The following is a 24,532-nucleotide window of genomic DNA, read 5'->3' on the forward strand; positions in this document are numbered from 1 at the left end:
GCAGTGGGGCGGGCACCAGCGGGGGAGTGGCCGGCCAGGCCAATTCCAGCGCCGTGGATCTGGCTCTGGTAGGAGCTGCGGTCGGGTCGGCGATCGGCGGACTCTGCAGTGGCGTCGCAGCGATCATGGTGGCACGGCGTTCCCCGCGGCAGGATCCCTGACCGTCCTGCGGACCGTGGCGCTGTGTGAACACGGACTGGCAGCGGCTCCTGGCATTCAGCGGACCGGCGGCGTCGTGTACGCCCCGGCGGTGCCCCGCTGTCATTGGCGCAGCGGACGGGGGGAGGGGATGCCGGATACCGGCCTGGGTGAAGGGCGGGTTCTCGGGCCGGTCCCAGCTGCCACTGTCGGCCGCAGAGTGGTGACGGCAGTCGTCGACCGGGCGTCGGCTGGCCCGTGCCGACCCGCGTATCGCCCCCACACCACGCTCCCACCTCCTGCACGCACCAAGTGTCTTGACGGGCTGGGAGCCAAAGGCCGAGCCCGTGATCCACCTCGCTGAGCGGTGTGATCAGTCGGTGGGCGGTTCGGTGGGCGGCCTCACCGTGTGCTTGATCCAGACGTTGGGCTCGACATAGACGGCCTGGTCACGTGCTGTGTCACAGCGCACCGGGACCAGGGCGCCCGGTACGTCGATGTCACCGTCGGTGTCGAACGGCAGGCCGGTCCACTGCCGCCACTGGGCCAGTGAGCCGCTGACGGTCATCGATGCCGGCGCGATCCGCTGGATGCTGCCACCGGCTTTGACGTGCACTCGGAGCCAGGGGTCGGTCGGAAATCCGTCGGCACCCTGTCGGTGGAGGTAGTCGCCCATAGCGACACGGGGTTCGAGATGCTTGGCCGTGGGGCGGACCGGGGCCAACAGCGTGGTGTGGCCCTGTCGGCCGACGGCGTCCCGCAGCGCGGCCAACATTCTGTAGGACAGGCCGCGGCCGAGGTATTCGGTGTCCACCGTGATCTCCAGGGCGCTGGCCCTGGTCGGTGTATGCCCATGACGTTGGTCGCGGAATGCCCAGACGAGTATCTGATCCCATCCCTTGTCGGGCATCTCCTCACGGCCGTCGAGGTCGGCGTTGAACGGCACGCTCAGCCCGCGGGCTACGACGCGCTCACCATCCGTCGCGACCACGCAGTAGTGGGGGAAGTCCTCAGCCACCCGGCCCAGCAGGGCTTCCCCAACCGGGTCGTGCGGGATGAAGGCCGGCCACGTCTCAGCGATCTCGTAGATCCGAGGAAGCAACGAGGGACGCTCGGCAAGCGGGGTGATCACGATGCTGTCTCTGTCTGCCACGGCGGGGACCTTGCCATGGAAGCGTCCCTCTTGGCCAGTGGCTATGCGCCGCGGGGCGCAGAGTGGCCGACCAGGGGGCCTGGTGGTCGGCCCGGTTGTTACGCCGTTGTACTGAGCCGTAAAGCTCTATTGCCGCCTTGGTGGCCGCGTCGAGTGCGCAGGACGAAGGTGGTGCTGGCGGGGCGACACCCGCACGCTTCCCCACACCCCCGGATCCGTCCCAGCGCTCGCAACGGCACAGTAACCGTTGCGGGTTGGGGACCCGTGGTCAGGTGCTGAGGAGGCGGTCGAAGAACGACCGGTATTGGCGAAGAGCCAGACGCAGGTCCTCGGTCGCTGCCTCTTCGCCTCGGTGCCACTGGCTTTCGAGTCCCTGCTTGTGGTCGGCGAACGTGGTGGCGAGGAGTTGCATGACCTCGGCGACAAGCCCGTCCGCTGCGAGGACCGACTGCTTCGGGTCATCGACGAAGCCCTGTTGGATCTCCTGCCACCGGCTACGGAGCCCCTCTGCCTCCTGGGTCCCGAGGAGCGGGGCGGTATCGGGCTCCTGCTCGGGTGCGTGCCCTTCGTCAGGTGCCGCGTCCGGTTCGGTGCCGGTCTCGTCGGTGGATGTGGTCCGGTCTGTTGGCGTTGTCCCCTCGTGGTCGGGGGCCGGGGTGAGGACCTCATCCGTCTGGGGCCGGGCGATGTCCTCGGTGGACAGTGTTTCTCTGGCGGGCTCGGCGTACTCGTCGTCGCGCCCGTACGGTCCTTCTGTCTGCATGTCCCTCATACCTCTCTGCGGGGACCTCTCAGCGGGGACCTCTCTGCGGGGACCTCTCTGCGGGGGACCTCTCTACGGGGCCGGAGGCCCGCCTACGGTTTGGTGGGCGCTCAGTGGCGTTCCTCATCGGCCGAATCGGTGCCGTCGTGCAGCAGTTCCTCGAAGAGCGCCCGGTAGTGAACCATCGCGCTCCGCAGTTCTTCCGTGGTGATGTCCCTGCTGCCGGCCCGTCCGTTGATCTCATGGGCGATCCGGTAGTGGTCCAGGGTTCGGGCGTGCTCGACCGAAAGGTCCCGTTCCTGCTGCTCGAAATTCTCGGTCGGGTAGCCGCGCTCGCTCATGAGCGCGGTCACGAGCCGATCCGCCTCACCCACGGCCTGGTCGGGGCTGTCGACGAAGTGCTCCTGCACGCTGGCCCAGTCCCGGGTGTACCGGTCGCGGACTGTGGACGGCAGCGGCCTGATCTCCAGTGATTCATGCCGCGCCTCCCTCTCCTTGAGGTCGCGCTCGGCCGCTCCACGGCTCTGCTCCGTCTCGACGGCGCGCTCGTATTCAGGACCGAACTGCTCCTGAAGGTGCCGACGCCGGGTGATGGTCCGCAGGGTCAACGCGACGGCGGCCAGTATCACCACGGCGACCACAACGATGACGATGATCCACATCGCATCCTCCACTCCATGGCAGCGCACACAGTGGCTTGGCCGGGGCGTACCAGCGTCGCCCGCCGAGGGCCGCCGTCCTTGGTGGTGCCACATTCCAGAATTTCACATATTGGGGCAAATGTGCTATCGCGCGGGGTGTGGTTTCTGGATCTCCGGCGCCTTTCCGGTGCGTACGCCGTGACGGGCGATGCCCCGGGCCACTGCGGTTGACCAGCGGGCCGGGGTGAGCGACGCAGTACCACTCTCGATGTCACGGTGAGGTCGAGCCTGCGGCGGCCATGCGGAGCGGTGCGTCGACGGAAAGCGGATCCGACATGTACCGGCGTGTCCTGGTGGTCGCGCTGACGATGACCAGTGCGATCGCGGATATCGTCACGGAGGAGAGGGCGGCAGCGTGATGCCTCGGTTCGCGGGTGCGCGTGCCGTCGGGCCGTAGGGCCGCAGGCGCGCCGAAGGATTCGCGACGGCCGTCAGGTATCTGTCCTCGGCGCCGGGGCGTGCGAGAACGGGTGGTGTTTCGCGCGGGTTCAGGGACGGCTACCAGTAGTGCCGACGACCGCCCACCGCGCGTCCGACGGATCCCAGGACCATCAGGATGATGCCGATGACGAGCAGGACGATGCCGATGGTCCACAGGATGGCGACTCCGGTCACGAAGCCGATGATCAGCAGAATGATTCCGAGGATGATCATGATGCACGCCGATCTCACGGAGTGAAGATGGCCCCTGTTCCCAGAGTAGATCCGGACCCGCGCGATGGCTTGGCGGACTTCACGGTTCTACCGTGGAGGGAACAGAGCGCAAATTCTGGAGCGCGCCATGTTCCTCTTGCTTGGACTCGTCCTTCTGATCGCCGCCCTGGTCGTCGGGGTGTCCGGCGTTGTCGCCAACGAGGGCGCCGCCCACCCGCTCACCGGCGGGTTCTCCGTCTTCGGCTACCACTTCTCCGGCTCCACCGGCACCCTCTTCCTCTACGGCATCGTCGTCGGGGCCGTGGGCCTGCTCGGGCTGAGCCTCCTCCTGGCCGCCGTCCGCCGTGCCTCCCGCCGCGGCCCCGGCGGGCGGCCCGGACGCAGGATGTCGCGCCGCGACACGATCGTCGGCGACACGAGCCGCGACGACGTCGTAGACCCACGCGGGACCGACCGCCCGTACGAGAGGGGCGATGCGGGGGCCGCCGGGCCCGACGACGACCGGCATGCCAACCCTGCCGGTGAGCCCCGAAGAGGACTGCACCCCTTCAAGCACCGATCGCAGCCCGGGTAGGCCGAGGCAGCCGCGCACGTACGGCGGCGTCCGCTGACGGCCGCCTCATTTGGCACCAGGAGATGCGGCCGGATTCGAGGTGGCCGTAGTTCAAGGCGGCGTGCAGGGCGCCGTGGCCGCGGCGGTGCTCGGCCAGCAGGCGTCAGGTCCACCGGCGTCAGGTCCACCCGTGTCCTCAACAGCCCGTTCGTGCACAGCAGCCGTGTCGGTCAGCTCGATCCTGGTCGGAGCACTGAATCGGGCGAAGGCCTCGCGCGTGTCCGGAGGATCCCCAGGCGGGGGAGCAAGTTCGACGGAGAGAGTGCGAGCCGTGCGGCGGGCCATGGGCCGGCCACGTTGTCTCTGCGGAGGGGGACGGTGAGTGAAGACGCGCCAGAAGGGACGCGGCGCGCCCGAGCCACATTCCCCCTGGAACGAGGTAGTGCCGGGACTGTGGATGGGCGGTCACCAGTGGACCGACGCTGTGGGGGAAAGCCGTCCAGTGTCGTGGGGAAGGAGTTCGGTCTGGTCATCAGCCTGTACACCCCGCCCCGGTCACGGACCGGATCCGGCCATCGACCACCTGGTTGCCGAGATTCCTGACGGCCCGCTCGTCGCCGCGCAGATCCACACGGTCCAGCAGCTCGCCCATACGGCCGCCAGGTCCGTCAAGGAGGGGCGGACCGTCCTGGTCCGCTGCAACGCAGGCTACAACCGCTCCGGCCTTGTCATCGCGCAGACTCTCATCGACCTCGGCCACGACGCGACGAACGACAGCCATCGACCTCGTCCGACAGAAGCGATCTCCCTCAGCCCTGAACAACCGGCTCTTCGAGGAGTACCTCAACACCGGTCTCGGCGTTGCCCACCTCCTCGCTGAGCTGGACACGTTTACCTGACCGCATGGCGAGGGCGACGCCCAGCCATTCGATCCGGCCTGCCAGTTGACCACCTTTTGCCGCTCGCTTCAGCGGCGATCGAGGGCCTCGACCTCCCACTGACCTTCTGGTGAAGCGAGCAAGAGCAGGGCGGCAGGGCGGCCCGGCGCTACGAGCGAAATGGCCCGTCCCGCCGCCGGGGAGGAGGGCTCGCGCCGCCGATGAGCTCGTCCGCCGACGGCGCGACCTTGCTTCGCGCTTGGTGATCGGCCTGTCCAAATCCCCGTGATCCGTGAGGTTGTATCCCACGGAGAGCGCGACCCCCACCCAGCGCGCCATGGCCGAACCGCGACGTGGTTGGACTTTTGGGGACGGGCTGTTGGACGTTCACCTGGGAGGTGCGGTGGGGTCTTCTGGTGGACACCCCGGGTCACTAGCGTTCCCTCCGTACACACCTAACACGGCTCAGGAGGGTCAGTTGGCCACGGACAACGCAGGCGGCATCTCACGGCGACGGCTGTTCGCACTGGGCGGCGGGGCCCTCGGTGCGGCCACGGCCGGTTCCCTGCTGCCGCCCTCGCTGCAGACCGCGATGGCTGCGGGACCCCCGGCCGGCGGGCTGAGCGCGGTCAAGCACGTCGTCATCCTCATGCAGGAGAACCGGTCCTTCGACCACTACTTCGGCACTCTGCGCGGAGTCCGCGGATTTGGTGATCGCAACGCCATTCAACTCCCGGGCGGCAAATCTGTGTTCGAGCAGCCGGGGGCGCCCGGCAGCACCGTCCTGCCCTTCTCCGTGCGCGGCGCCGCCGCCACCCAGCAGAAGGACCTCCAGTACATAGGCGCCCTCGACCACTCCTGGAGCGGCGGCGCCAAGGCCTGGAACGGCGGCTGGATGGACAACTGGGTGTCCGCCAAGACCTCTGCGACCATGGCGTACTACGACCGCCAGGACATACCGCTGCACTACGAGCTCGCCGACACCTTCACCGTGTGCGACGCCTATCACTCCTCCATCCACACCTCCACCAGCCCCAACCGCAACCACTTGTGGAGCGGGAAGACCGGGTACGAGCCGAACGGCCAGCGGGCCGTCGGCAACGACGCCTACGACGAAGGCACCCACCCCGGGTACGACTGGGGCACCTACGCCGAGCGGCTGGAGAAGGCCGGGCGCAGCTGGAAGACGTACACCGAGTGGGAGAACTTCACCGACAACCAGATCGAGTTCTTCACCACGTTCAAGGCGATCGCGCGCAAGGCGCTGGCCAAGACTGGCGGGCACACGTTCATGGAGTCCTTCTACTCCGTCGTACGCGACGCCTCGAGCGACGCCGAGCGTCAGCGGCTCCTCGGGCTGCTCGACCAGGGTTTCGCCACCCTCACCAGAGCAGAACGCAGCCTGTTCGAACGGGGGTTGAGGCGGGTGCCGACCGGTACGCTCGCGGAGACTTTCGGCAAGGACGTCGCCGCCGGCGCCCTGCCGGAGGTCTCCTATCTGGTGCCCTCCGCGCTGGACTCCGAGCACCCGAGCGTCTCCTCGCCCGTGCACAGTGCGACGATCGTCTACAAGGTGCTCGACGCGCTCGGCAAGAACCCCGACGTGTGGCGGCACACCGTCGTCCTCATCAACTATGACGAGAACGACGGCTTTTTCGACCACGTTCCGCCGCCGGTGGCCCCGCCCGAGGTGACGGACGAGCAGTGGCAGGGCAAGCCGACCGGCCTCGGCGCGCGAGTGCCGATGCTCGTGGTCTCGCCCTGGAGCGTCGGTGGCTATGTCTGCTCCGAGGTCTTCGACCACACCTCCGTCATCCGCTTCCTGGAGCGCTGGACTGGGGTACGCGAGCCCAACATCGGTGCCTGGCGACGCACCGTCACAGGGGACTTGACCTCGGCCTTCGACTTCAAGCGCGCCAGGTCGCAGCCCGCCGTGCACCGGCCCGCGCCCATTCCGCCGCTGAGTGGCCGCTGGCGCCCCGAGCCGCCGGCGCGGCAGCACATGCCCGTCCAGGAGGAGGGCACCCGGCTCGCACGGCCGCTGCCGTACCAGCCGGACGCGTACGCCAAGGTGGCGGGCGACGCCCTCCAGGTGCAGCTGAGCAACAAAGGCCAGGCCAGCGCCCACTTCGCGCTTTACCCGTACGCCAAGGAGTTCGCCACGCCCCAGCACAAGGACGTGCGGGGCAAGGGCCAGTGGACGGTGCCGCTGACCGGCGCCTACCGGTTCACCGTGACCGGACCGAACGGCTTCCGGCGCGAGTTCGAGGGCGGCGGCGCCGCGGACGTCGCCGAGGTGACCACGCACTTGGACCACCACGACCGGGACGTCCATCTCACCCTCCGCAACCGCGGACAGCGGTCCGTCACCTTCGTCGTACGGACGCTCGGCTACGCCGACGAGGCCGACCTGCGGGACTGGAAGCGTTACGTGACGGTCAAGCCGGGCCGCAGCCGCAGCGTGGTCCACTCGGCCGCCGACGCGCACGGCTGGTACGACCTCGAAGTGACCGTGGATGGCGGGAGCCCGTTCCGCAGGCGCCTGATGGGCCACATCGAGAACGGCCGCCCGAGCGTCTCCGGCTGACTGGGCCGCCCGTCGGACAGCCTGGCGGGGTGCGCTGAGTGTTCGTGACGGGCTGTTACGACGAACCGTCGTAACAGCCCGCCACACCCAGACCGAGACCCAGGAGCGGCGAGTGCCAGGGGCGCTAGCCGTTGCTGTTGCTCCACCCGGCTGTGCTGGAGTACGAGTCAAGCAGGTCCACCACGAAGACCAGGGTCGCGCCCGGCGGAATCAACGGCGACGGCGACTGATTGCCGTAGCCGAGACGCGGGGGAACGATGATCTCGCGCCGACCGCCGACCTTCATCCCCCTCACCCCCCGGTCCCAGCCCTTGATGACCTTGCCACTGCCCAGGGCGAACTTGTACGGCTCGCCCCGGTCCCAGGAGGCATCGAACTCCTTCCCGGACTCGAAGGTCACCCCGACGTAGTGGACCCTGACCACCATGCCCGGCTTCACCTCGGGCCCGTCGCCGACGACCAGGTCCCGGATGGTCAGCTCGGTAGGGGCGTCACCCTCCGGAACGTCGACCTCGGGCTTCGTCAGTTCACTCATTGCAGCCTCAACACTCTCCATGGGAAGCCCTCGCACGGACCAGCCGGACATATGGACACTCCGTGCAGCAGATGGCCAGGCTACCGAGAAGGCCGGGCCCTGAGGCACACCGATCCAGCGGCCACACCCTTGAGGTGCCTGGACGCGGGTTTCGCCTGGACCGGTCCGGGGCCAGGGCCTGGAAACTGTTCTTCCACGGCCCACGGAACAGCTTCGCGGCCGGTACCGGCCCAGCTACGCCGACGCGCTCACCCTCGCGGTGGGCGGCGTCTCGCCGGACGGCTGGGCGTGTGCGGGGTAAGCACGGCAACGCCGCCCGCAACGCAGTCAGCTAGTTCTGGGCCGCCTCCCGCCAGAACCGCATCAAGGCCGCGGCATCGGGCAGACGCAGACGAGCACCGTAGTTGGCGGAAGGAGAGACAGTGCCGCAGGAACCCTCACTGAGAGCTGTCGGGTGGGCTCGTTCGTTGCCGATCAGCAGCGGCGTGAAGACGGCAAGGGACTGGACGCGTGAGCATCTCGCGAAGCTCGGCTGGGACCGGGCCGCGCCGGATCTCGTGGACTCCGTCGTGCTGACCGTGTCCGAGATGGTCACGAACGCCCATATTCATGCCGGGAGCGACGCCCAGCTCCTCCTCACCTGGGACGAGGAATGCCTGCATGTGACGGTCCATGACGCGTCGCCCCAGGTCCCGGAACCACGCCACGCTGGTGAAGGAGCCACCGGGGGACGCGGAATGCTTCTCATCGACGCTCTCGCCGACGAATGGAAGGTCTACCGTTGCCCCCGAGGTAAGGACGTCACAGCCTGCTTCCAGCCACCTGCGGCCACTCCATCGGACGGATCGTCGGCGGCAGCTCGCTGATTCCTGATGAGAACCCTCCGTGCGCGGTGACTGCGCTGCGCTGCTGTCCAGCTTCATCGCCCAGCGGGCCCGTGTATGCCCGGCATCGGCCAGACTGGGCTCATGGCGGGGAGTGTTGGGGGCTGGGATTTCCCGCGAACGTACGGTGCCCGGGTGGAGTCGCTGTGCGTCGGGAGGCAGCTTCGCTACCGTGGGGCAGTCGATGGGAGTAGGACGGGGGAGACCATGAACCGACCGTTGCTGTTCCTCGACGTGGACGGGCCGCTCAACCCGTATGCCGCGAAGCCGGAGAAGCGCCCCGACGGTTACACCACACTCAGAGTGCCCCGGGACGACAGCGGAGATTCCGACGGACACAGAGCGCTCTCTGCTCGGCGGCGTCCCTTGCGTGTCTGGCTCAACCCAGAGCATGGGAGATCCCTGCTCCAGCTCGGTTACGAGCTGTGCTGGGCCACCACGTGGATGGACGGCGCCAACCGCTGGATCGCTCCGACACTCAGCCTTCCTGAACTCCCCTTCGTCGACTTCGGCAGCGCACTGTTCCAGGACCGCCTTGACGGGGTCCACTGGAAGACGGGTCCCCTGGTGGACTACGCCAACGGGCGTCCCTTCGCCTGGGTGGACGACGAACAGGGCGATCCGGACCAGGCATATGTGACTACCCACCACCGCGGACCCGGGCTGCTTCATCACGTCAACCCGCGCATCGGTCTTCGCGAGGACGACTTCCGCACGCTCGCCGACTTCGCTCGATCTCTGGACACTCCATGGACCGCCAGCTGAGCTCGTCGCCAGTCCTTCAGACAGCTACATGGTCGGCTCCGCGACCACGACAAGACAACCCCGACCACGACGACAACCACGAGAACCATCGTCGGCCGCATGTCTCAAGATCCCCACCGGGGCCCTCACCGCCGTACTCGGCCTCTTGCTCATGCGCGGCGGATTCGTCCCTGGACTCAGCGCCTTGGACTCCACCCCCAATGTCTTGCCGGCAGGCCTGCGGGCCCGGCTGGCAGCGGATCCGAACCAGCCGGTCCAGTGACGCTTGCCCAAGGGTGGACGACGGGCCGGGAACTGGTGCGCTTCGGGTGCCAGGGTTCAGGGTCAGGAATGTGCTGGTCTGGGCGATGCCTCCTGCGCGGGCCAGACCAGGCCAGGGCACGCGCGGAGCCGTTTCCGGACCTGGCAGTTCGGCGGTCCCCGCTGCGGGGTGTGGCATGGGCGGCAAAGCACCGGTGGCCGGGCGCTGTGCCCGGCCACCGGTGCGGCAATGAATGGGCGCGGCCCTTCCTCGACTACCCCATCAGCTGCAGTGAACGAACATGCCGCTGTTGTCGGGGGTCCCGTTGGAGAAGTTCCACGTCGGAGTCTGCCCATTGCAGTTATGACCGCCGGCGGTGAAGTTCATGTTGCCGTGGTACAGGCGGGTGTTCGACACGTTGGGGGCCACCTTGATGAATCCGGAGTCCCACCACCAGGTGTTCGCGTTCAGGACGGGAGCGTTGGTGTTCGCGCTGTAGTTGGAACTCGATTTCACGTCGATCAGGCCGCCGTGCCAGTTACTGTTGACGTAGTTGGTGTTCCAGAGGTTGACCTCGGTGTACGCGACCTTGTTGTTGGGGTCGCAGTAGTTCCAGGCAAGATAGAACGAACCGATCGACCGTCCGCCGGCCATGATGAGCTGCGACTGCCCCAGTACTTGGGCGCAGGAACTGGAACTGGCCTGCGCGGTACCGGCACCGACAGCGGCGAAAGCAAGGCTCCCGGTGAGAACGGCCAACGCCATGGACGCCGAACGTATCCGGGTACTGATGTGCGTGCTGTGGTTGGCAAGCCTCATACGTCGTTCCTCTCTATCGAGCGCTGCTCGGCAAGGTCCTGCCGTCACGCTCGTAGCTGCTGCTGACTGACGACACCAACCATCACCACAGGCACCGTTGTCCGCCCCGCCAAGTCGGCAACGCCGCAGGTCGGCAACCCCCTGCGGGTGGACAAGTGGACTTGTCCACGGACAATCCTCGTTTGGCGCCGGTGCAGGCTCATGCCAGACTTTCGTAGCTGTTGGCCGATTCGGCTGAGCCGTGACATCCCGCTGTCGGTCGCCATGCTCAGGCACCGCGCCTCCGCCACCAGCTCGCGCTCCCGGAGCACCACACGTGTCCAAGGCCAGGAGGAGGCTGACCGCCGCCTCGTCCAAGAACGCCGAGAGGTGCATGGTCGGCCTCGGCGCTGAGGCGCGCTGCCGCGCGCTGTAGGCGAGCGAACCGCGTCGCCCAGGAGCCTTGAGAGCCGGGGTGCGGGTGGCACACGCAGTCGTGGTGCGCCCAGCGGGTTCCCGGAGGCTTCCCAAACAGCCAGGCGGTCGATCAGAGGGGTCGCGGATTCCTTGCCCTCCCAGCTGGTACCACTGGTACCGTCGATACCACGCCGGACTCTTCGAAAGCGATGAACCTGCGGTTCCCCGACCCCCAGCGTGATGCCATCGCAGCCGCTGCGACGGAGGCCGGTGTCAGCATGCAGGAATTCGTCCTCTTGAAAGCCTTTTCGGAGATTTTCACGAGAAATGTTGCCGCGCCATAGCTCTCCCCACTCCGATGACACCTCGTGGCCTGTAGTCATCGCCGGAGCGACCACCCTGCTGTAAGCGGGGCATGGTGAGTTAATGCGGAATCAGCCTGTTCTCATTTTCGACGGAGACTGCGGTTTTTGCTCTACCTCGGTTCGGTTCGCTGATCGACGCCTACAGCCTCGTTGCCAAACCGTTCCTTGGCAGTTCGCAGACTTGGCAGATCTTGGCGTCACCGCAACACGAGCCGAGCATGAAGTGCTGTGGGTGACTCCCGGAGGTGTGGTGTATGGAGGTGCCCAGGCCGTTGCGAAGGCTCTGATGAGCGCGGGCGAAGCGTGGACGCTGGCGGGTGCGCTGCTCATGCTGCCTCCCATGCGGTGGGCTGCCCATGGCGTGTACCGACTCATCGCAAACCCTCGTCATCGCATGCCCGGAGGCACCCCGGCATGCGCTCTGGGCAAGGGCAACGGCAAGGTCATGAGTCAGGTGGCACCGCAGATCGGCGTAGTACAGAGAGACTCGCTGGAGCGCAGGCCCAGTTGGCCCCATCCTGCGGGATAGGGCTCGGGCCCCTGCTTCCCTGCCCGAGTTAGTGGAACCCTCCAAGCCCGGCTGGACATCGTTGTGCCGGCCAAGATCATCGTGTTCATACGCACGGCCCCAGACTGGCAGGACGACGTGGCCGAGGTTGCCGCCGCGTCCTTGTCCGCGACGACACCTGGGACGGCACACCGTGAGCGAACGCGTCATTGCGCCCAAGAGCCGGGGCTTCCTCTTCCTCGACTCCCACCCTGCCGGCTGCAAGCAGATGGTGGACGAGATGTGGCAGGCCGTCCCCGCCCCGGTCGCCAACGGCGGCGAGGGGCCGGTGGCTCTGGTTATTGGCTCCTCCGCCGGATATGGCCTGGCCGCCACGATCGCGGGCCTGGCCCGTGTCGGTATCCGTGGCATCGGCGTGTGCTTCGAGAAGGCGCCCGCGCGCCGCACCGGCACGGCTGGCTGGTATCGCACCGCCGCCACCGCTCGGCTCGCCCAACAGCACGGCCGGGACATGGTCTTCGTCAACGGCGATGCGTTCAGCGACATGGTGAAGGAGCAGGTCGCTGACCTCCTGGCCGAACGGTTCGGGGGGCGACTCGACTTCCTGATCTACTCAGTGGCCGCGCCTCGCCGCACCGACCCGGACACCGGTCACGTGTATGCGTCGGTCATCAAACCGATTGGCTCGCCGTACACCACCAAGACCCTCGTCTTCGACGAGAACGGCGCCCCGGAGGTGAAAGAGGTCACCACCGCGCCGGCTGAGGGCGACAACATCGAGCAGACCGTGGCGGTGATGGGCGGCACCGACTGGGAACGGTGGATCACGTTCCTGGCAGACCGCTCCCTGCTCGCCGACGGCTTCACCACCGCCGCCCTCTCCTACATCGGCTCGCCCCTCACCGCGGCGATCTACCGGCAGGGCACCATCGGCGCCGCAAAGGCCCATCTGGAAGCCACTGCACGTACGTTGGACGAGCGCCTCGGCAAGACCCTGGGCGGCCGGGCCGTGACCTCGGTCAACGCCGCTGCGGTCACCCAGTCCTCCACCGCCATTCCCGGCATCGCCCTCTACGTCGGGCTGCTGCGCGGCGTCCTGGGCGACGCCATGGTTGCCCCGATCGGTCAACTGGTGCAGCTGTGGGACCAGCTGACTGGCGCCCGCCCCCTCGACCTCGACGCCGAGGGCCGGGTTCGCCTCGACACCTGGGAACTGACCCCCGCCGTGCAGAACGCCGTGGCCGAACGCTGGAGCACCGCCACCAGCGACAACATCACCGAACTCGCCGACCTTGACTGGTTCAGCGACGAAGTCCGCCGCCTCTACGGTTTCTCTGTCCCTGGCATTGACTACACCGCCGCCGTAGAAACCGACGTTCCCTGGCCCACTCTCGCCCTTTGACCCGCGTCGCGAATGCCGCAGATCGCGTCGGGCGTCGAGCACGTCTTCGCTGACACGAGGACGGCTGATTCCGCACGCGACCGCGCGGCGCTGGCGGTAGTCGGCTGGGTCGAAATTCCGGGGCCGAACGCCGTGGGTGCCCGACTTGTGCGGCGGCGGGCCTTCGTTTCCATGACCGAACGCGCGCAGCTCCCCGCACCTCGTATCGGCCCGACAACCCCGCTGAAGCAAAGGCGGATCTGCTCAGGCGCGATGCGCGGTCCGGTACGAGCGACCAGGGCTACCCCGTGACGCCAAGGAAGCGTACTATTTCACATATTTAGTCCGTTATGCGTATTGACGTTCACGAGGGGTACGACAGGAGCGAGCCCGCGTTGCCGGGGCGTGGAGGTGAGAGGCATGGGAGCAGGCAAGAAGGTCAAGAATGCCGGGAAAACGACCAAAGGCAAGGTGAAGGAGACCACGGGCAAGGCTGTGGGAAACGAGAGCCTGGAAGCCAAGGGGCGGGGCGAGCAGGCGCTGGGTGACGTCAAGCAGGCTGGTCAGAAGGCCAAGGACGCGCTCAAGCACTGATGCTCAGGTGTCGAGGAGGCCGGCGGATGTCCCGCCGGCCTTCGCCGGTCTTCGCGCGGGGCGTTGTACGGGGCTTTGTGTGCCGCGTAGGAGGACACGTCGACAGGTGGGCTTGTTACCCGCCAGTGTTACCTGGAGCGTGAGCGTCGGCGCCGCCGGGGCGGAGAGGTCTCGTACTCCTCCTCCTCTTCCTCCTCCTCGTCCGGTTCGCCCTCCGGTTCGTCCTCTCCGGCGTACTCCGCGTCCTCTTCGTCGTCCGCGTACTCCCCGTCGTCCTCCTCCTCGTCCGCGTACTCGTCTTCTTCCTCGTCCGTTGCGGCGCCGTCGTCCTGGTCGGCGTACTCGCCCTCGTCCTCGTCTTCCCCTTCCTCCTCGTCCTGGTTCTCGTTCTCCTCTTCCTCCAAGGCTTCTTCGTGGGTCCGGACGACCTCGCCGTCGCGGATCTCGCCGCGCCAGCCTTCCGGTTCGTCGGTGGTGAGGGTGGTGTGGCGCAGGAAGTTCTTGAGGTCGAGGCGCAGGCGGCGGCCCTGTGCCCGCCACAGGTTGCCGGTCTTCTCGAACAGCCCGGAGGGGTAGTACTCGACGACGATGACGATGCGGGTCAGTGTCGGAGCCAGCTCGTGGAAGCTGACGCAGCCCCGTGTGGTGCCCTTCGCGCCCTCGGAGGTCCACACGATGCGGTCGTCGGGTATCTGCTCCTGCACGGTGGCTTTCCAGCTCCGCGTCGAGGGCCCCACCTTGACCTTCCAGTCGCTTTCCGTTTCTTCGCCACGGGAGACGTCGCGTACGCCCTTGGCGAATCCGCTGAAGTCCTCGTACTGGGTCCAGAAATCGTAGACGGTGCGCAGGGGGAGGCCGACGTCGAGCGCTTCGACGATGTTGACCACCTTGCCGCCGCTCTTCCGGCCACGGCCCTTGCCGCCGCCGAGGCCCTGGGAGACGGTGTCGGTCACCTTGTCCTTGAGGTTGCCGAGCTTCTGCCCGGCAAAGGCCTTCAAGGGGGAGTCGCCCTGGAGGAGGCGACCGCCGATGCCTGCGACGTCGGAGAGGCTGCCGCCGTTGTCGGCGACATCGTAGAGCTGGTCGGTGAGGTCCGAGAGTTTGTCCGTGACCTTGTCGGCGAGCTGGTCGGCCTGGGCGCCGAGGTACCCGGACGCTTCCTTCAGTAGCTGGTCCAGCCCCGAGGGCCGGGACGAGGAGCGGTCTGAGGTTGCCATGGCCTACCTCCGCGTGGCCGTCTTGCGGGCCGCAGTCTTCTTCGCGGCCGTCTTCCGGGCCGGCGTGCGGCCGGTGGTCTTCTTGGCCGCGGTCTTGGAAGCGGCGGTCTTGGAAGCGGCGCTCTTGCGCCCGGGGCTCTGAGCGGCTGTCTTCTTGCGCGGCGCGCCGCTGCTCTTCTTCGCGGCCGGTTTCGACGGGGCCGCCTTGGGGGCGGAGCTCTTCTTCGCAGGTGCGGACGCGCTCTTCGACGCAGTCCGGCTGTCGGCGGCCTTCTTCGCCGTCACCTTCTTCGCGGTCGTCTTCCGCGCGTTCGCCCTCGTCGCGCTCGCCCTCGTTGCGGTCGTCTTCTTCGCCGCCGTCTTCCGGGCCGGTGCGGAGTCCTTCGCCGGAGCCTTCTTGGCGGGGGCCGCCTTCTTCGCCGGTGCGCGCTTGGCAGCTGCGGTCTTCTTCGCGGGGGCGGCCCTCTTCGCGGGGGCGGGACGCCCTGCGGCCTTCTTGGCGGGCGCGGGGGTCCTGGCGCCCCGGGCGCGGCTCGGGGTGCGGGTCCGGCGCGGCGGGGGAGGTGCTTCTTCTTCCTCTTCCTCTTCCTCTTCCTCCTCAGGCTCCTCCTCCTCTTCATCTTCTTCTGCTTCGTCCTCGGGCTCGGCGCCCTCCTCGTCTTCCTCTTCCTCCTCGTCGTAGCCCTCCGCGTCCTCGCTCTCGTACGGCTCCTCGTCCTCGTCCTCGTAGCCCTCCTCTTCCTGGTCCTGGTCCTCCTCGTCCCGGTCGCGGCCGGCGCCGCTGCGGGACAGTTCCCGGGTGCGTTCGTGGAGGGAGCCTGCGAGTTCGGTTAGCTTGCGGTTGGCCGCCGCGGCCAGTGCCTGGCGGCCGGCGTCGAGGGCTTCGCCGCGCAGTTGCTCACCGAGGTCGGCGAACTGCGGCATCTCCTTGAGCCGGGAGGCGCCTTCCTTGAGCAGTTGCCCCGGTCCGAGTCCGAAGCGGCGCCCGGCGAGATAGGTCGCCATGGTGAACGCCAGGCGGCCCTTCTTCGTGCGGCCGAGTAGGTAACCCCCAGCCAAAGCGGCTCCGAGCGCGATCTTGCTGGTGTCCTCCATGATCATCCCCTACCAGGGCACTGACGGACTGGTTGCTCGCCCGAGGGCGGCGGCTACGACGCTGCGCTCGCCCACCGAGGAGTGGGAGGTCCGGCCAGGGCGGTCCGCGAAAAACTTCTGCCCCTACGGCGAGACTTATACGTGAATATGGTGACATTCTAGGTTCTGTGAGGCGGTCTTCCCAGAGGAGGGATCCATGACCGCAGCGGAATCAGCACGCCCTGGGCGCGCCTCGCCGCACCCCGCCCGTGAGGACGGAGAACGGGAGAGGAAAGCGCCCCGGCGCCCTGCGCCCCGCCGCCGCTCCGGTACGCCAGGCGCGGCTGCGGCGATGCGCGCCGCGGCCGAGCAACTCGCGGAACTCCTGGGCCGCTTCCCCGACTCGGTCTCCTCGCTGAAGCCGGCCGAGGACGGCTGGGAAGCGCAGGTGGAGGTGGTCGAGCTGGAGCGGATCCCGGACACCACCAGCGTGATGGCCAGCTACCGGGTCGCGCTGGACGAGGAGGGCGAGCTGATCTCCTACGAACGTACCCGCCGCTACAGCCGCGGCATGATCGACCGGCAGACCTGAAGGGGGCCGCCGGCGGAAGGAGGCGCCATGACCATGGTGCCGCAGGGCGGCAGCCCCGTCGCGCGGGGGCAAGGGGGCGGCACGGGCAGCCTCTACGACGTCCTGGAGCTCATCCTCGACCGCGGACTGGTCATCGACGTCTTCGTCCGCGTCTCGCTGGTGGGCATCGAAATCCTCAAGATCGACGCACGGATCGTGGTGGCCAGCGTCGACACCTACCTACGCTTCGCCGAGGCCTGCAACCGCCTCGACCTCGAAGCGGGCCGTAAGGCCCCCGCCCAGCTGCCGGACGTCATGGGCAACGTGCTGGAGGGCGGTGCGCGGGGCAAGACCAAGGGAGCCCTCGGCGGGGCCGCCGAGGCCGTGAGTGACGCCCTGACCGGTAAATCGTCCAAGTCCGCGGAGCCGGAAGAAGAAGAGGAAGAGGCCGAGGCCGAGGAGGCACCCCGGCGCCGCCGGCCCGCTGCACGGCGGTCCGTACGGCGGGAGCGGGAGAAGGAGTAAGCGATGCCCCTCTACGTGTACTCGATCACCGCCGAGGACCACCCCCGCCGCCTGGACGGTGTCAGTGGTGTCGGATCCGAACCCACAGCGCTGCGGACGGTCGCCGCCGGTCCCCTGTGCGCGGTGGTCAGCGACATCGCCGAAGAGGTCCGGCCCAAGCGCCGGGACCTCACCGCGCATCAGGAGGTCCAGCAGCGGCTGATGGCCGACGGGGCGGTCCTGCCCCTGCAGTTCGGGTATACCGCCGCCGACGACCTCGCGGTCCGTCAGGCCCTGGAGAGCCACGCCGAGAGCTACCTCAGCACCCTTGAGCGCCTTGAGGGCTGCGCCGAATACCACGTACGCGCATCGCAGACCGACGAGACGCCCCTGCTGCAGCAGATCCTGGATGATCTGCCCGAGGCGAGAGACCTCAACGACCGGATCCGCGGCGGGGACCAGGACCCGCGCCTGCCGCTGGCCCTGGGAGAACTCGTCGCCCGTGAGGTGGAAGCCAGGCAAGAGGCCTTGGCGGCCGACTTCACCGAGGCGCTCGTTCCCTTCTCCCGAGAACACATCGCCCGGCCGCCGTCGGCGAACGATTTCCTCAACCTCTCGCTGCTCGTGCCGGACGGACAGCAGGACAACCTCCGCGCGACAGAGGCCGACCTGGCCCGCGACATCGGCAGCGGCGTCGACCTGAGGTTCTCCGGCCCCCTGCCGCCCTACAGCTTCGTGTGATCCGCAACCACACCAGACCGCACCGCACCGCACCGTCACCCGCACCACCAGGGAGAGGAGGCAGCCGAATGGGACTGCTGACCAGCCTCTTTACGCTGCCCGTCGCTCCGGTACGTGCCGTCACCTGGGTCGCCCAGCGCGTGGTCGACAGGGCCGAAGAGGAGTACTACGACCCGGCACCCATCTGGCGCCGGCTCGCCGAGCTCGAGCAGCAGTTGCTGCAGGGTGAGATCGACGAGGAAACCTTCGACCGCCAGGAGGACGAACTGCTCGACCGGCTGGAAGAGATCCGCGAGTTCCGGCAGCAACTGCCCTGAGAGCACCGGGAGCCATACGTGAGCGAACCCCTGCCGGGCCGACCCGGATCCTTCGCCTCCCGCGCGCCGATGCAGTACGGGCAGAGCTCCTCGTCCAGCCTCGCCGACATCCTCGAACGGGTGCTGGACAAAGGCATCGTGATCGCCGGAGACATCCGCATCAACCTCCTCGACATCGAGCTGTTGACCATCAAACTCCGGATCCTGGTCGCCTCCGTGGACAAGGCCAAGGAAATGGGCATCGACTGGTGGGAGCACGACCCCTCCCTGTCCTCCCGGCACACCGGCAGCCCTCTCGAACAGGAGAACCGCCGCCTGCGCGCCGAGCTGGAAGCCCTGCGCCAGGAGCGGACCGGCGGGCGCGAACCCCTGGAGAGCGCCGAGGAGCCCGGCGGAGCGTCCGGTGGGACGACGTCCGGTGGGACGACGTCGGGTGGGACGAAGCACCGTGGGACGACGTCCGGTGGGACAACCTCGGGTGGGGCGCCACGAGGGCGTCCGCAATGAACACCGAACAGGACACACTCACCTACGTGTATGCCGTCACCCGGCACACGGAGCCGCTGCGCGAGCTCCTCGCTGGCCTGCGGGGCGTGGGCCGGGCCCCCGTCGTGCTGCTGGACGCGGACCCGCTGGACGTTGACCTGCTGGATGCGGATCTACTGGACGCCGGCCCGCTGGACGGCGACCGCGAGGCTGGTCCGGCCACTGCCGCCGGGGCCGGTCCGGCCGCTCCGGCCCCTCTCGCCCTGGTCGTCAGCCCGGTACCGCGCCGGGACTTCGACGAGTCGGCCCTCAAAGACCACTTCGAGGACCTGGAGTGGCTCGAGAACGTCGCCCGCGCCCACCACGAAGTGGTGCAGGCCGTCGCCGGCCGGGAAACGGTCCTGCCACTGCGCATGGCCACCGTCTACCGGGACGATGCCCGGGCCCGTCTGGCCCTGTCCGAACAGCGGTCCGCCTTCGCCAGACGGCTGGCCGAACTCAAGGACCGTACCGAGTACGGCATCAAGGTCTACCTCACTCCCTCGACCCCGCCAACCGCCGACGCACCGCCGGGCAGTGCCGACGGGCCCGGCCCCACCACGCCGGGCAAGGCATACCTGCAACGCCGCAAAGCACAGCATCACGCTCGCGAGACGGTCTACCAGCAGGCGCAGCAGGCATGTGAGGCCATCGAGGCGATCGCCGCGGGCTACACCCCGCACCGAATACGCCACGCTCCCCAGAGTGGAGCACTGACCGGCCCGGGGGAGGAGCGCAGGGAAAACGTCGTCAACGACGCCTACCTCGTGCCCGATGGAGAGGCCACCCGGTTCCGGGCCGAGATCGAGCAGGCCGCCCGGGATTTCCCTCACATCCGCGTCGAAGTGACGGGCCCCTGGGCTCCGTACTCCTTCGCCATGGCACCCGATGAAGCAGCGGCTCCGGCTGGTTCCGAGGGTCAGGGGCAGGGGCCATGACGCCGACAGAGCCGCGCGAGCCGCTGCCCGGCCGCCAGGTCGCGCTGGTCGACCTCCTCGACCGGCTGCTCAGCGGGGGAGTGGTCGTGACGGGCGACATCGTCCTGTCGATCGCGGACATCGATCTCGTCCGCATCTCGCTGCGCGCCCTCATCGTGTCCGCCAGTTCCCAGACGGTCCCCTCCGGGGCGCCGGACCTTGCGGCAGGCCGACGTGGACGGTGACCACCCGCAGGAGCCCCGCCGCGCCCGCACCGACCCGGATCTGGACAACGTGGGCGACACCATGGCGCGGGCGTTCCGGCTGGTCCAGGCGCCCCCCACACCGCGCGACGCCGGAGCGGCCAGTCCCACCCACCGTATCCACGCCGACCCCGACACCGTCGGAGAGGACCTGCTCAAACTCGTCCTCACCATCATCGAGCTCCTGCGCCAGCTCATCGAACGCCAGGCGCTGCGCCGGGTGGACGCCGGCGACCTCACCGACGAACAGGAAGAAGAGCTCGGGGCCACTCTGCTGGCCCTCCACGACAGCCTCGCCGATCTGTGCGCCGAGCACGGCTACTCCCTGGAAGACCTGAACCTCGACCTCGGGCCCCTCGGCACACTGCTGCCGCGCGAGGAATGACACTGCCGGTAGTAGCCATAGTCATAGCAGGTCGCCCTGCGCGCCGCCGTCACCGCCGATGCCCCACAGACGCCGGGGCAACTCGTCACCCAGGTCCAGGGCTCCCTCAAGGCCGATCCGGCCGACATCCGCGCCACTCTCGACCAGTTGCTGGCCGAGCAACTGCTCGTCGCGGAGGGCGTCCACCTTTGCCCCACGGATGCGGGGCGCGAACTCCTTGCCGCCATCGCCGTGGAGACCGTCCCCACCACCAACCGCGTCTGGGGCGGGATACCCGCCGAGGACCTGGCCGCCGCCGGCCGCGTCCTGGCCCTGGTCACCCAGCGCGCCAACGCGGAGCTCGCGGCGCTGACCGCATGACCGCACGACCGCACGGCCGCATGACCGCATGACCGCATGACCGAGGCGATTGTCGGCTGATGGCATTATCTCGGCGTGACCACCGAACTTAAGCAGCCACGTTCCGCGAAGTATGTGCTCTTTGACGTCGACGGAACATTGATCGACGCGGTGGCCAACCAGCGTCGTGTCTGGGAGATGTGGGCGGTGCGTTACGGACTCGACCCTGCCGCGGTCTATCAAGTGGCACTGCGAACGCGCCCTTTGGAGACCTTCGCCGCGGTAGCACCCGAGCGGGACCCGCACGAGTGCCTGGCCGTGCTGCATGAGCTGGAGGACGAGGACGTACGCTCCGGCGTATATGCCGCGTTCGAGGGTGCATCGGAGTTGCTGGCCGGTCTTCCCCCGGGTTGCTGGGCACTGGTGACTTCGAACTACGAGCACCGGGTGCGCGGGCGGTTCGCCAGGACCGGGCTGCCGGTTCCGAAAGTGCTCGTTGATGCCGCAGCCGTCACGGAAGGCAAGCCGTCACCGGTTCCTTACCTGCTGGCCGCCGAACGACTCGGCGCCAGGCCGGAGGATTGCCTCGTCATCGAGGATGCGCCATCTGGAGTCGAGTCCGGGCTGCGGGCGGGCATGACGGTGTGGGGCGTCAACGCCCCGGTCCCCGTTGACGGAGTCCACCGCCACTTCACGAGCCTGCGCGAGGCAGCACCCGACATCCTCGCTTCCTGTCGGGGGTTCCGTGGGTGACTGACACTCCCCGGAGACTTCAAGGGAACCCGCAGGAGGCTCAGCCTTTCTTGACCCTCACACCGTGTCAGGCGGTCAGCTCGGAGACATCATGTTCACCATCGGAGACTTCGCCCGGCACGGCCGCGTCTCAGTACGGATGCTGCGTCACTACGACGCGACCGGCCTGCTGCGTCCGGCCCACGTCGACCCTGTCAGCGGCTACCGGTACTACAGCGCCGCCCAGCTCGCTCGCCTGAACCGGATCATCGCCCTCAAGGACCTCGGATTCGTCCTCCAACAGGTTCGGGACATCGTGGAGGAGAAGGTCAGCGCGGACGAACTGCGCGGCATGCTGAGGTTGCGGCGGGCTGAATTGGAGAGCGCCATGGTTGCCGCAGGAGAACGGCTGGTACAGGTCGAGGCGAGGCTCCGAGCGATCGAGAGCGAGGGGCACATGCCCACGAATGACGTTGTGATCAAGAGCGTTCCCGCCGTCCGGGTGGCGGAGCTGACCGCGACTGCCGCGAGTTTCGAGCCCGAGGAAATCGGCCCGGTCATCGGGCCGCTCTACGACGAGCTGTTCCGGCGCCTGGGCTCGGCAGGTGTCTCCCCCACGGGCCCGGGTGTGGCCTACTACGAGGACGCCGCGGAGGGTGGCGGCAAGATCCGCGTCCACGCCGCCGTCCAGGTCTCCGCCCCGCCCCAGGAGGGTGCCGTCCGCATCCTCCACCTGCCACCCCTGGAGCAGGCGGCGACCATCGTGCACCACGGCTCGATGGACACCATGCTCCCCACGGCCCAGATTCTGGCGCGCTGGATCGACGCCAACGGCTACCAGTTGACCGGATACCCGCGCGAGATCAATCTGGAGTGCCCCGAGGATCGGGACGACTGGGTGACGGAGCTCCAGGCGCCGGTGACTCGGGCCTGACCGATCATCCTCAATCTGACCGACCACGGTCTTGAACACAGGGTTCGGCCAAGTCGCCACGGGGCGAACTGGTCTTGCTCATGTGTGAGACCAAGTTGGTCAAAACATCACGGGCTTGGGGAAGCGCCGGGGTCGGCGCACACGCACGGCCTGCGCGAAGGGGCGGCCCCGGGTTATCCCGGGTGCCGCCCCTTCGCCGCACCGCCCGGCCTGTTACCGGGCGCCGCATCACCGGGTGATCTCGCGGTTGAAGACCGAGCGCGACCACAGGTAGCCGAGCAGGGCGAGTCCCGCGCACCAGGCAAGCGCCAGCCAGGCTTTGTTGCCGATCGGGGTGTCGAGGAGCAGCCCGCGCAGCGTCTCGTTGATCGGGGTGAAGGGCTGGTATTCCGCGAACCAGCGCAGCCCGGTCGGCATGGAGTCGGGAGTGACGATCGCGCTGCCGAGGAAGGGAAGGAAGGTCAGGGGCAGTGGGGCGTTGCTCGCGGCCTCGACGGTTTTGGCGCCCATGCCCATCGCGGCGGACAGCCAGGCCAGACCGAAGGCCAGGAAGAGGAGCAGGCCGAGGGCGGCGACCCACTCGAGGGGCGAGGCGTGGGGGCGGAAGCCGATGGCGAGGGAGACGCCGGTGACCAGGACGAGTACAGCGGAGACCTGGATGACGCTGCCCAGGACGTGGCCGGTCAGGACGGAGCTCCGGGAGATCGACATCGTGCGGAAGCGGTTGATGATGCCTTCCGTCATGTCGGTGCAGACGGACACGGCCGTCGCGACGGCCCCCGAGGTCGCGGACATCAAGATGATGCCGGGTACCACGTAGTTGATGTAGTCGCCGCGGTCGGTGCCCGTACCGATACCGGTGCCGATCGCGCCGCCGAAGACGTACACGAACAGCAACAGCATCAGGATCGGCATCACGACGATCGAGATCGTCATCGACGGGTAGCGCTTCATGTGGATGAGGTTGCGGCGCAGCATCGTCATCGCGTCGCGCAGTGCGTACGAACGTGTGGGGTTGGCGGCCTTGGGCGAGGTGAGGGTGACGGTGCTCATCGGTTCGACTCCTGGTGAGAGGCGGGGACGGTGTGGCTGTTCTGGCGGCCGGTGAGGGTGAGGAAGACGTCGTCGAGGTCGGGAGTGTGCACGGTGAGCGATTCGGCCTGTACGCCGCTGTTGTCGAGGACGTCCAGGACGGCGCGGAGATTGGCGAGGGAACCGTCGCTGGGGATCTGAAGGGTGAGTGACGCGTTGTCACGGGTGGCGATGCCGAAGACCCCGGCCGCGGTGGCGAGGTCGGCCTCGTTGGGGAACTGGACCCGGACGTGCCCGCCGGGGATCAGCCGCTTCAGCTCCTCGGCGGTGCCTTCGGCGACGAGCCTGCCGTGATCGAGCACTGCGATGCGGTCGGCCAGATGGTCGGCCTCGTCCAGGTACTGCGTGGTGAGGAAGATCGTCACGCCTTGCTCCGTGACCAGATTCCGGATGAGCTCCCACATGACGCGGCGGCTGCGCGGGTCGAGGCCGGTGGTCGGCTCGTCGAGGAAGATGATCCGTGGCCGACCGACCAGCGTCATGGCCAGGTCGAGCTTGCGGCGCATGCCGCCGGAGAAGGTGGCGACGTTCTTGCGGGCGGCCTCGGTCAACTCGAAGCGCTCCAGGAGCTCGGCGGCGCGCCGGCGTCCTTCGCCGCGGCTCAGATGGTGCAGGTCGGCCATGAGGAGCAGGTTCTCCTCGGCGGTGAGCAGCCCGTCGACGGCTGCGAACTGACCGGTGACGCCAATCTGGCGCCGGACGCCGTCGGGGTTCTCGGCGAGCTCGTGGCCGCCGACCTGGGCCTGACCCGCGTCCGCGGTGATCAGCGTGGAGAGGATCTCCACGGTGGTCGTCTTGCCGGCGCCGTTCGGGCCGAGCAGGGCGAAGATCGTGCCCTCCGGTATCCGCAGGTCAATGCCGTCGAGGACCACCTTCTCGCCGTACGACTTGCGCAGTCCGACGGCGGAGATCGCGGCCGGACGGTGGCGGCGGGGGGCGGCGGCGTCGGACTGCGCAAGTCGTACGGCGAGAAGGTGGTCCTCGACGGCATTGACCTGCGGATACC

Annotated in this window: 27 protein-coding genes and 1 pseudogene; 18 read left to right on the top strand and 10 right to left on the bottom strand. The window is 68.2% G+C overall.

Annotation, left to right across the window (positions count from 1 at the left end):
* Nucleotides 1-511: 511 nt before the first annotated feature.
* The 4 genes from ACJA3G_RS06250 to ACJA3G_RS06265 form a co-directional block, all read right to left on the bottom strand.
* On the bottom strand, nt 512-1,291 hold the full coding sequence (locus tag ACJA3G_RS06250) for an N-acetyltransferase (RefSeq protein WP_406551851.1): 780 nt from the start codon (nt 1,289-1,291) through the stop codon (nt 512-514).
* A gap of 268 nt (nt 1,292-1,559) precedes the next feature.
* A complete protein-coding gene (locus tag ACJA3G_RS06255) occupies nt 1,560-2,054 on the bottom strand; it encodes a hypothetical protein (RefSeq protein ID WP_406551852.1) in 495 nt (164 codons plus the stop codon).
* Between the two features lie 110 nt (nt 2,055-2,164).
* Nucleotides 2,165-2,716 (bottom strand): hypothetical protein, encoded by a 552-nt coding sequence (locus ACJA3G_RS06260; RefSeq protein WP_406551853.1) that lies wholly within the window; start codon nt 2,714-2,716, stop codon nt 2,165-2,167.
* Nucleotides 2,717-3,253: 537 nt separating this feature from the next.
* Nucleotides 3,254-3,409 (bottom strand): DUF6131 family protein, encoded by a 156-nt coding sequence (locus ACJA3G_RS06265; protein ID WP_406551875.1) that lies wholly within the window; start codon nt 3,407-3,409, stop codon nt 3,254-3,256.
* Nucleotides 3,410-3,536: 127 nt separating this feature from the next.
* Here ACJA3G_RS06265 and ACJA3G_RS06270 point away from each other — a divergent pair, with 127 nt between their 5' ends.
* Nucleotides 3,537-3,983: a hypothetical protein gene (locus ACJA3G_RS06270; protein ID WP_406551854.1), complete on the top strand. Its 447-nt coding sequence runs from the start codon at nt 3,537-3,539 to the stop codon at nt 3,981-3,983.
* A gap of 1,359 nt (nt 3,984-5,342) precedes the next feature.
* Complete coding sequence (locus ACJA3G_RS06275) at nt 5,343-7,427, top strand: phosphocholine-specific phospholipase C (protein ID WP_406551876.1); 2,085 nt, start codon at nt 5,343-5,345, stop codon at nt 7,425-7,427.
* A 124-nt stretch (nt 7,428-7,551) separates the two neighbouring features.
* Here the strand turns inward: ACJA3G_RS06275 and ACJA3G_RS06280 are convergent, their stop codons facing one another.
* Complete coding sequence (locus tag ACJA3G_RS06280) at nt 7,552-7,962, bottom strand: FKBP-type peptidyl-prolyl cis-trans isomerase (RefSeq protein WP_406551855.1); 411 nt, start codon at nt 7,960-7,962, stop codon at nt 7,552-7,554.
* 422 nt (nt 7,963-8,384) lie between these two features.
* Between ACJA3G_RS06280 and ACJA3G_RS06285 the strand changes: the two genes are divergently transcribed.
* Nucleotides 8,385-8,828, top strand: a complete 444-nt coding sequence (locus ACJA3G_RS06285) for an ATP-binding protein (RefSeq protein ID WP_406551856.1) — start codon at nt 8,385-8,387, stop codon at nt 8,826-8,828.
* A gap of 225 nt (nt 8,829-9,053) precedes the next feature.
* Nucleotides 9,054-9,611 carry a hypothetical protein gene (locus tag ACJA3G_RS06290; RefSeq protein WP_406551857.1) on the top strand — a complete coding sequence of 186 codons (558 nt, stop codon included), beginning with the start codon at nt 9,054-9,056 and terminating at the stop codon, nt 9,609-9,611.
* 523 nt (nt 9,612-10,134) lie between these two features.
* Here the strand turns inward: ACJA3G_RS06290 and ACJA3G_RS06295 are convergent.
* Nucleotides 10,135-10,671: a hypothetical protein gene (locus ACJA3G_RS06295; protein ID WP_406551858.1), complete on the bottom strand. Its 537-nt coding sequence runs from the start codon at nt 10,669-10,671 to the stop codon at nt 10,135-10,137.
* Between the two features lie 822 nt (nt 10,672-11,493).
* Here ACJA3G_RS06295 and ACJA3G_RS06300 point away from each other — a divergent pair.
* The 3 genes from ACJA3G_RS06300 (at nt 11,494) to ACJA3G_RS06310 (ending at nt 13,915) form a co-directional block, all read left to right on the top strand.
* Complete coding sequence (locus ACJA3G_RS06300) at nt 11,494-11,961, top strand: thiol-disulfide oxidoreductase DCC family protein (protein WP_406551859.1); 468 nt, start codon at nt 11,494-11,496, stop codon at nt 11,959-11,961.
* Between the two features lie 172 nt (nt 11,962-12,133).
* Nucleotides 12,134-13,342 (top strand): enoyl-[acyl-carrier-protein] reductase FabV, encoded by a 1,209-nt coding sequence (fabV, locus tag ACJA3G_RS06305; protein ID WP_406551860.1) that lies wholly within the window; start codon nt 12,134-12,136, stop codon nt 13,340-13,342.
* A 399-nt stretch (nt 13,343-13,741) separates the two neighbouring features.
* Entirely contained in the window at nt 13,742-13,915 is a 174-nt protein-coding gene (locus ACJA3G_RS06310) for a CsbD family protein (RefSeq protein ID WP_406551861.1), read from the top strand.
* A 128-nt stretch (nt 13,916-14,043) separates the two neighbouring features.
* Here the strand turns inward: ACJA3G_RS06310 and ACJA3G_RS06315 are convergent, their stop codons facing one another.
* Entirely contained in the window at nt 14,044-15,132 is a 1,089-nt protein-coding gene (locus tag ACJA3G_RS06315; RefSeq protein WP_406551862.1) for an SRPBCC family protein, read from the bottom strand.
* A 3-nt stretch (nt 15,133-15,135) separates the two neighbouring features.
* The gene (locus ACJA3G_RS06320) at nt 15,136-16,227 is read right to left on the bottom strand and encodes a histone protein (protein ID WP_406551863.1); all 1,092 of its coding nucleotides are present in this window, start codon (nt 16,225-16,227) and stop codon (nt 15,136-15,138) included.
* Nucleotides 16,228-16,423: 196 nt separating this feature from the next.
* Between ACJA3G_RS06320 and ACJA3G_RS06325 the strand changes: the two genes are divergently transcribed.
* The 11 genes and pseudogenes from ACJA3G_RS06325 to ACJA3G_RS06375 all read left to right on the top strand — a co-directional run bounded on the left by ACJA3G_RS06325 (nt 16,424) and on the right by ACJA3G_RS06375 (nt 22,434).
* Nucleotides 16,424-16,798, top strand: coding sequence for a gas vesicle protein (locus ACJA3G_RS06325; protein WP_406551864.1), 375 nt, complete (start codon nt 16,424-16,426; stop codon nt 16,796-16,798).
* Nucleotides 16,799-16,825: 27 nt separating this feature from the next.
* A complete protein-coding gene (locus ACJA3G_RS06330; protein WP_406551865.1) occupies nt 16,826-17,302 on the top strand; it encodes a gas vesicle structural protein GvpA in 477 nt (158 codons plus the stop codon).
* 3 nt (nt 17,303-17,305) lie between these two features.
* Entirely contained in the window at nt 17,306-18,022 is a 717-nt protein-coding gene (locus ACJA3G_RS06335) for a GvpL/GvpF family gas vesicle protein (protein WP_406551866.1), read from the top strand.
* 68 nt (nt 18,023-18,090) lie between these two features.
* Nucleotides 18,091-18,339: a gas vesicle protein GvpG gene (locus ACJA3G_RS06340; protein WP_406551867.1), complete on the top strand. Its 249-nt coding sequence runs from the start codon at nt 18,091-18,093 to the stop codon at nt 18,337-18,339.
* An 18-nt stretch (nt 18,340-18,357) separates the two neighbouring features.
* Nucleotides 18,358-18,846 (top strand): gas vesicle protein, encoded by a 489-nt coding sequence (locus tag ACJA3G_RS06345; RefSeq protein ID WP_406551868.1) that lies wholly within the window; start codon nt 18,358-18,360, stop codon nt 18,844-18,846.
* Complete coding sequence (locus ACJA3G_RS06350; RefSeq protein ID WP_406551869.1) at nt 18,843-19,802, top strand: GvpL/GvpF family gas vesicle protein; 960 nt, start codon at nt 18,843-18,845, stop codon at nt 19,800-19,802. The genes ACJA3G_RS06345 and ACJA3G_RS06350 overlap by 4 nt, the downstream gene beginning before the upstream one ends.
* Nucleotides 19,799-20,026 (top strand): gas vesicle protein, encoded by a 228-nt coding sequence (locus ACJA3G_RS06355; RefSeq protein ID WP_406551870.1) that lies wholly within the window; start codon nt 19,799-19,801, stop codon nt 20,024-20,026. The genes ACJA3G_RS06350 and ACJA3G_RS06355 overlap by 4 nt, the downstream gene beginning before the upstream one ends.
* Nucleotides 20,016-20,429: a gas vesicle protein K gene (locus ACJA3G_RS06360; RefSeq protein WP_406551871.1), complete on the top strand. Its 414-nt coding sequence runs from the start codon at nt 20,016-20,018 to the stop codon at nt 20,427-20,429. Before ACJA3G_RS06355 ends, ACJA3G_RS06360 begins: the two co-directional genes overlap by 11 nt.
* A 27-nt stretch (nt 20,430-20,456) precedes the next feature.
* A pseudogene (locus ACJA3G_RS06365) lies at nt 20,457-20,789 on the top strand (MarR family transcriptional regulator); the annotation flags it as partial.
* A 75-nt stretch (nt 20,790-20,864) separates the two neighbouring features.
* Complete coding sequence (locus ACJA3G_RS06370) at nt 20,865-21,521, top strand: HAD family hydrolase (RefSeq protein WP_406551872.1); 657 nt, start codon at nt 20,865-20,867, stop codon at nt 21,519-21,521.
* Nucleotides 21,522-21,612: 91 nt separating this feature from the next.
* Nucleotides 21,613-22,434 (top strand): MerR family transcriptional regulator, encoded by an 822-nt coding sequence (locus tag ACJA3G_RS06375; protein WP_406551873.1) that lies wholly within the window; start codon nt 21,613-21,615, stop codon nt 22,432-22,434.
* Nucleotides 22,435-22,662: 228 nt separating this feature from the next.
* Here ACJA3G_RS06375 and ACJA3G_RS06380 read toward each other — a convergent pair whose 3' ends face one another.
* Both ACJA3G_RS06380 and ACJA3G_RS06385 read right to left on the bottom strand, forming a co-directional pair.
* Nucleotides 22,663-23,487, bottom strand: coding sequence for an ABC transporter permease (locus ACJA3G_RS06380; RefSeq protein ID WP_406551874.1), 825 nt, complete (start codon nt 23,485-23,487; stop codon nt 22,663-22,665).
* Nucleotides 23,484-24,437 (bottom strand): ATP-binding cassette domain-containing protein, encoded by a 954-nt coding sequence (locus tag ACJA3G_RS06385; protein WP_406551877.1) that lies wholly within the window; start codon nt 24,435-24,437, stop codon nt 23,484-23,486. Before ACJA3G_RS06385 ends, ACJA3G_RS06380 begins: the two co-directional genes overlap by 4 nt.
* Nucleotides 24,438-24,532 lie beyond the last annotated feature (95 nt).

Origin of the sequence: Streptomyces sp. YS-3, assembly GCF_045257485.1 — a bacterium.
GTDB lineage: Bacteria > Actinomycetota > Actinomycetes > Streptomycetales > Streptomycetaceae > Streptomyces.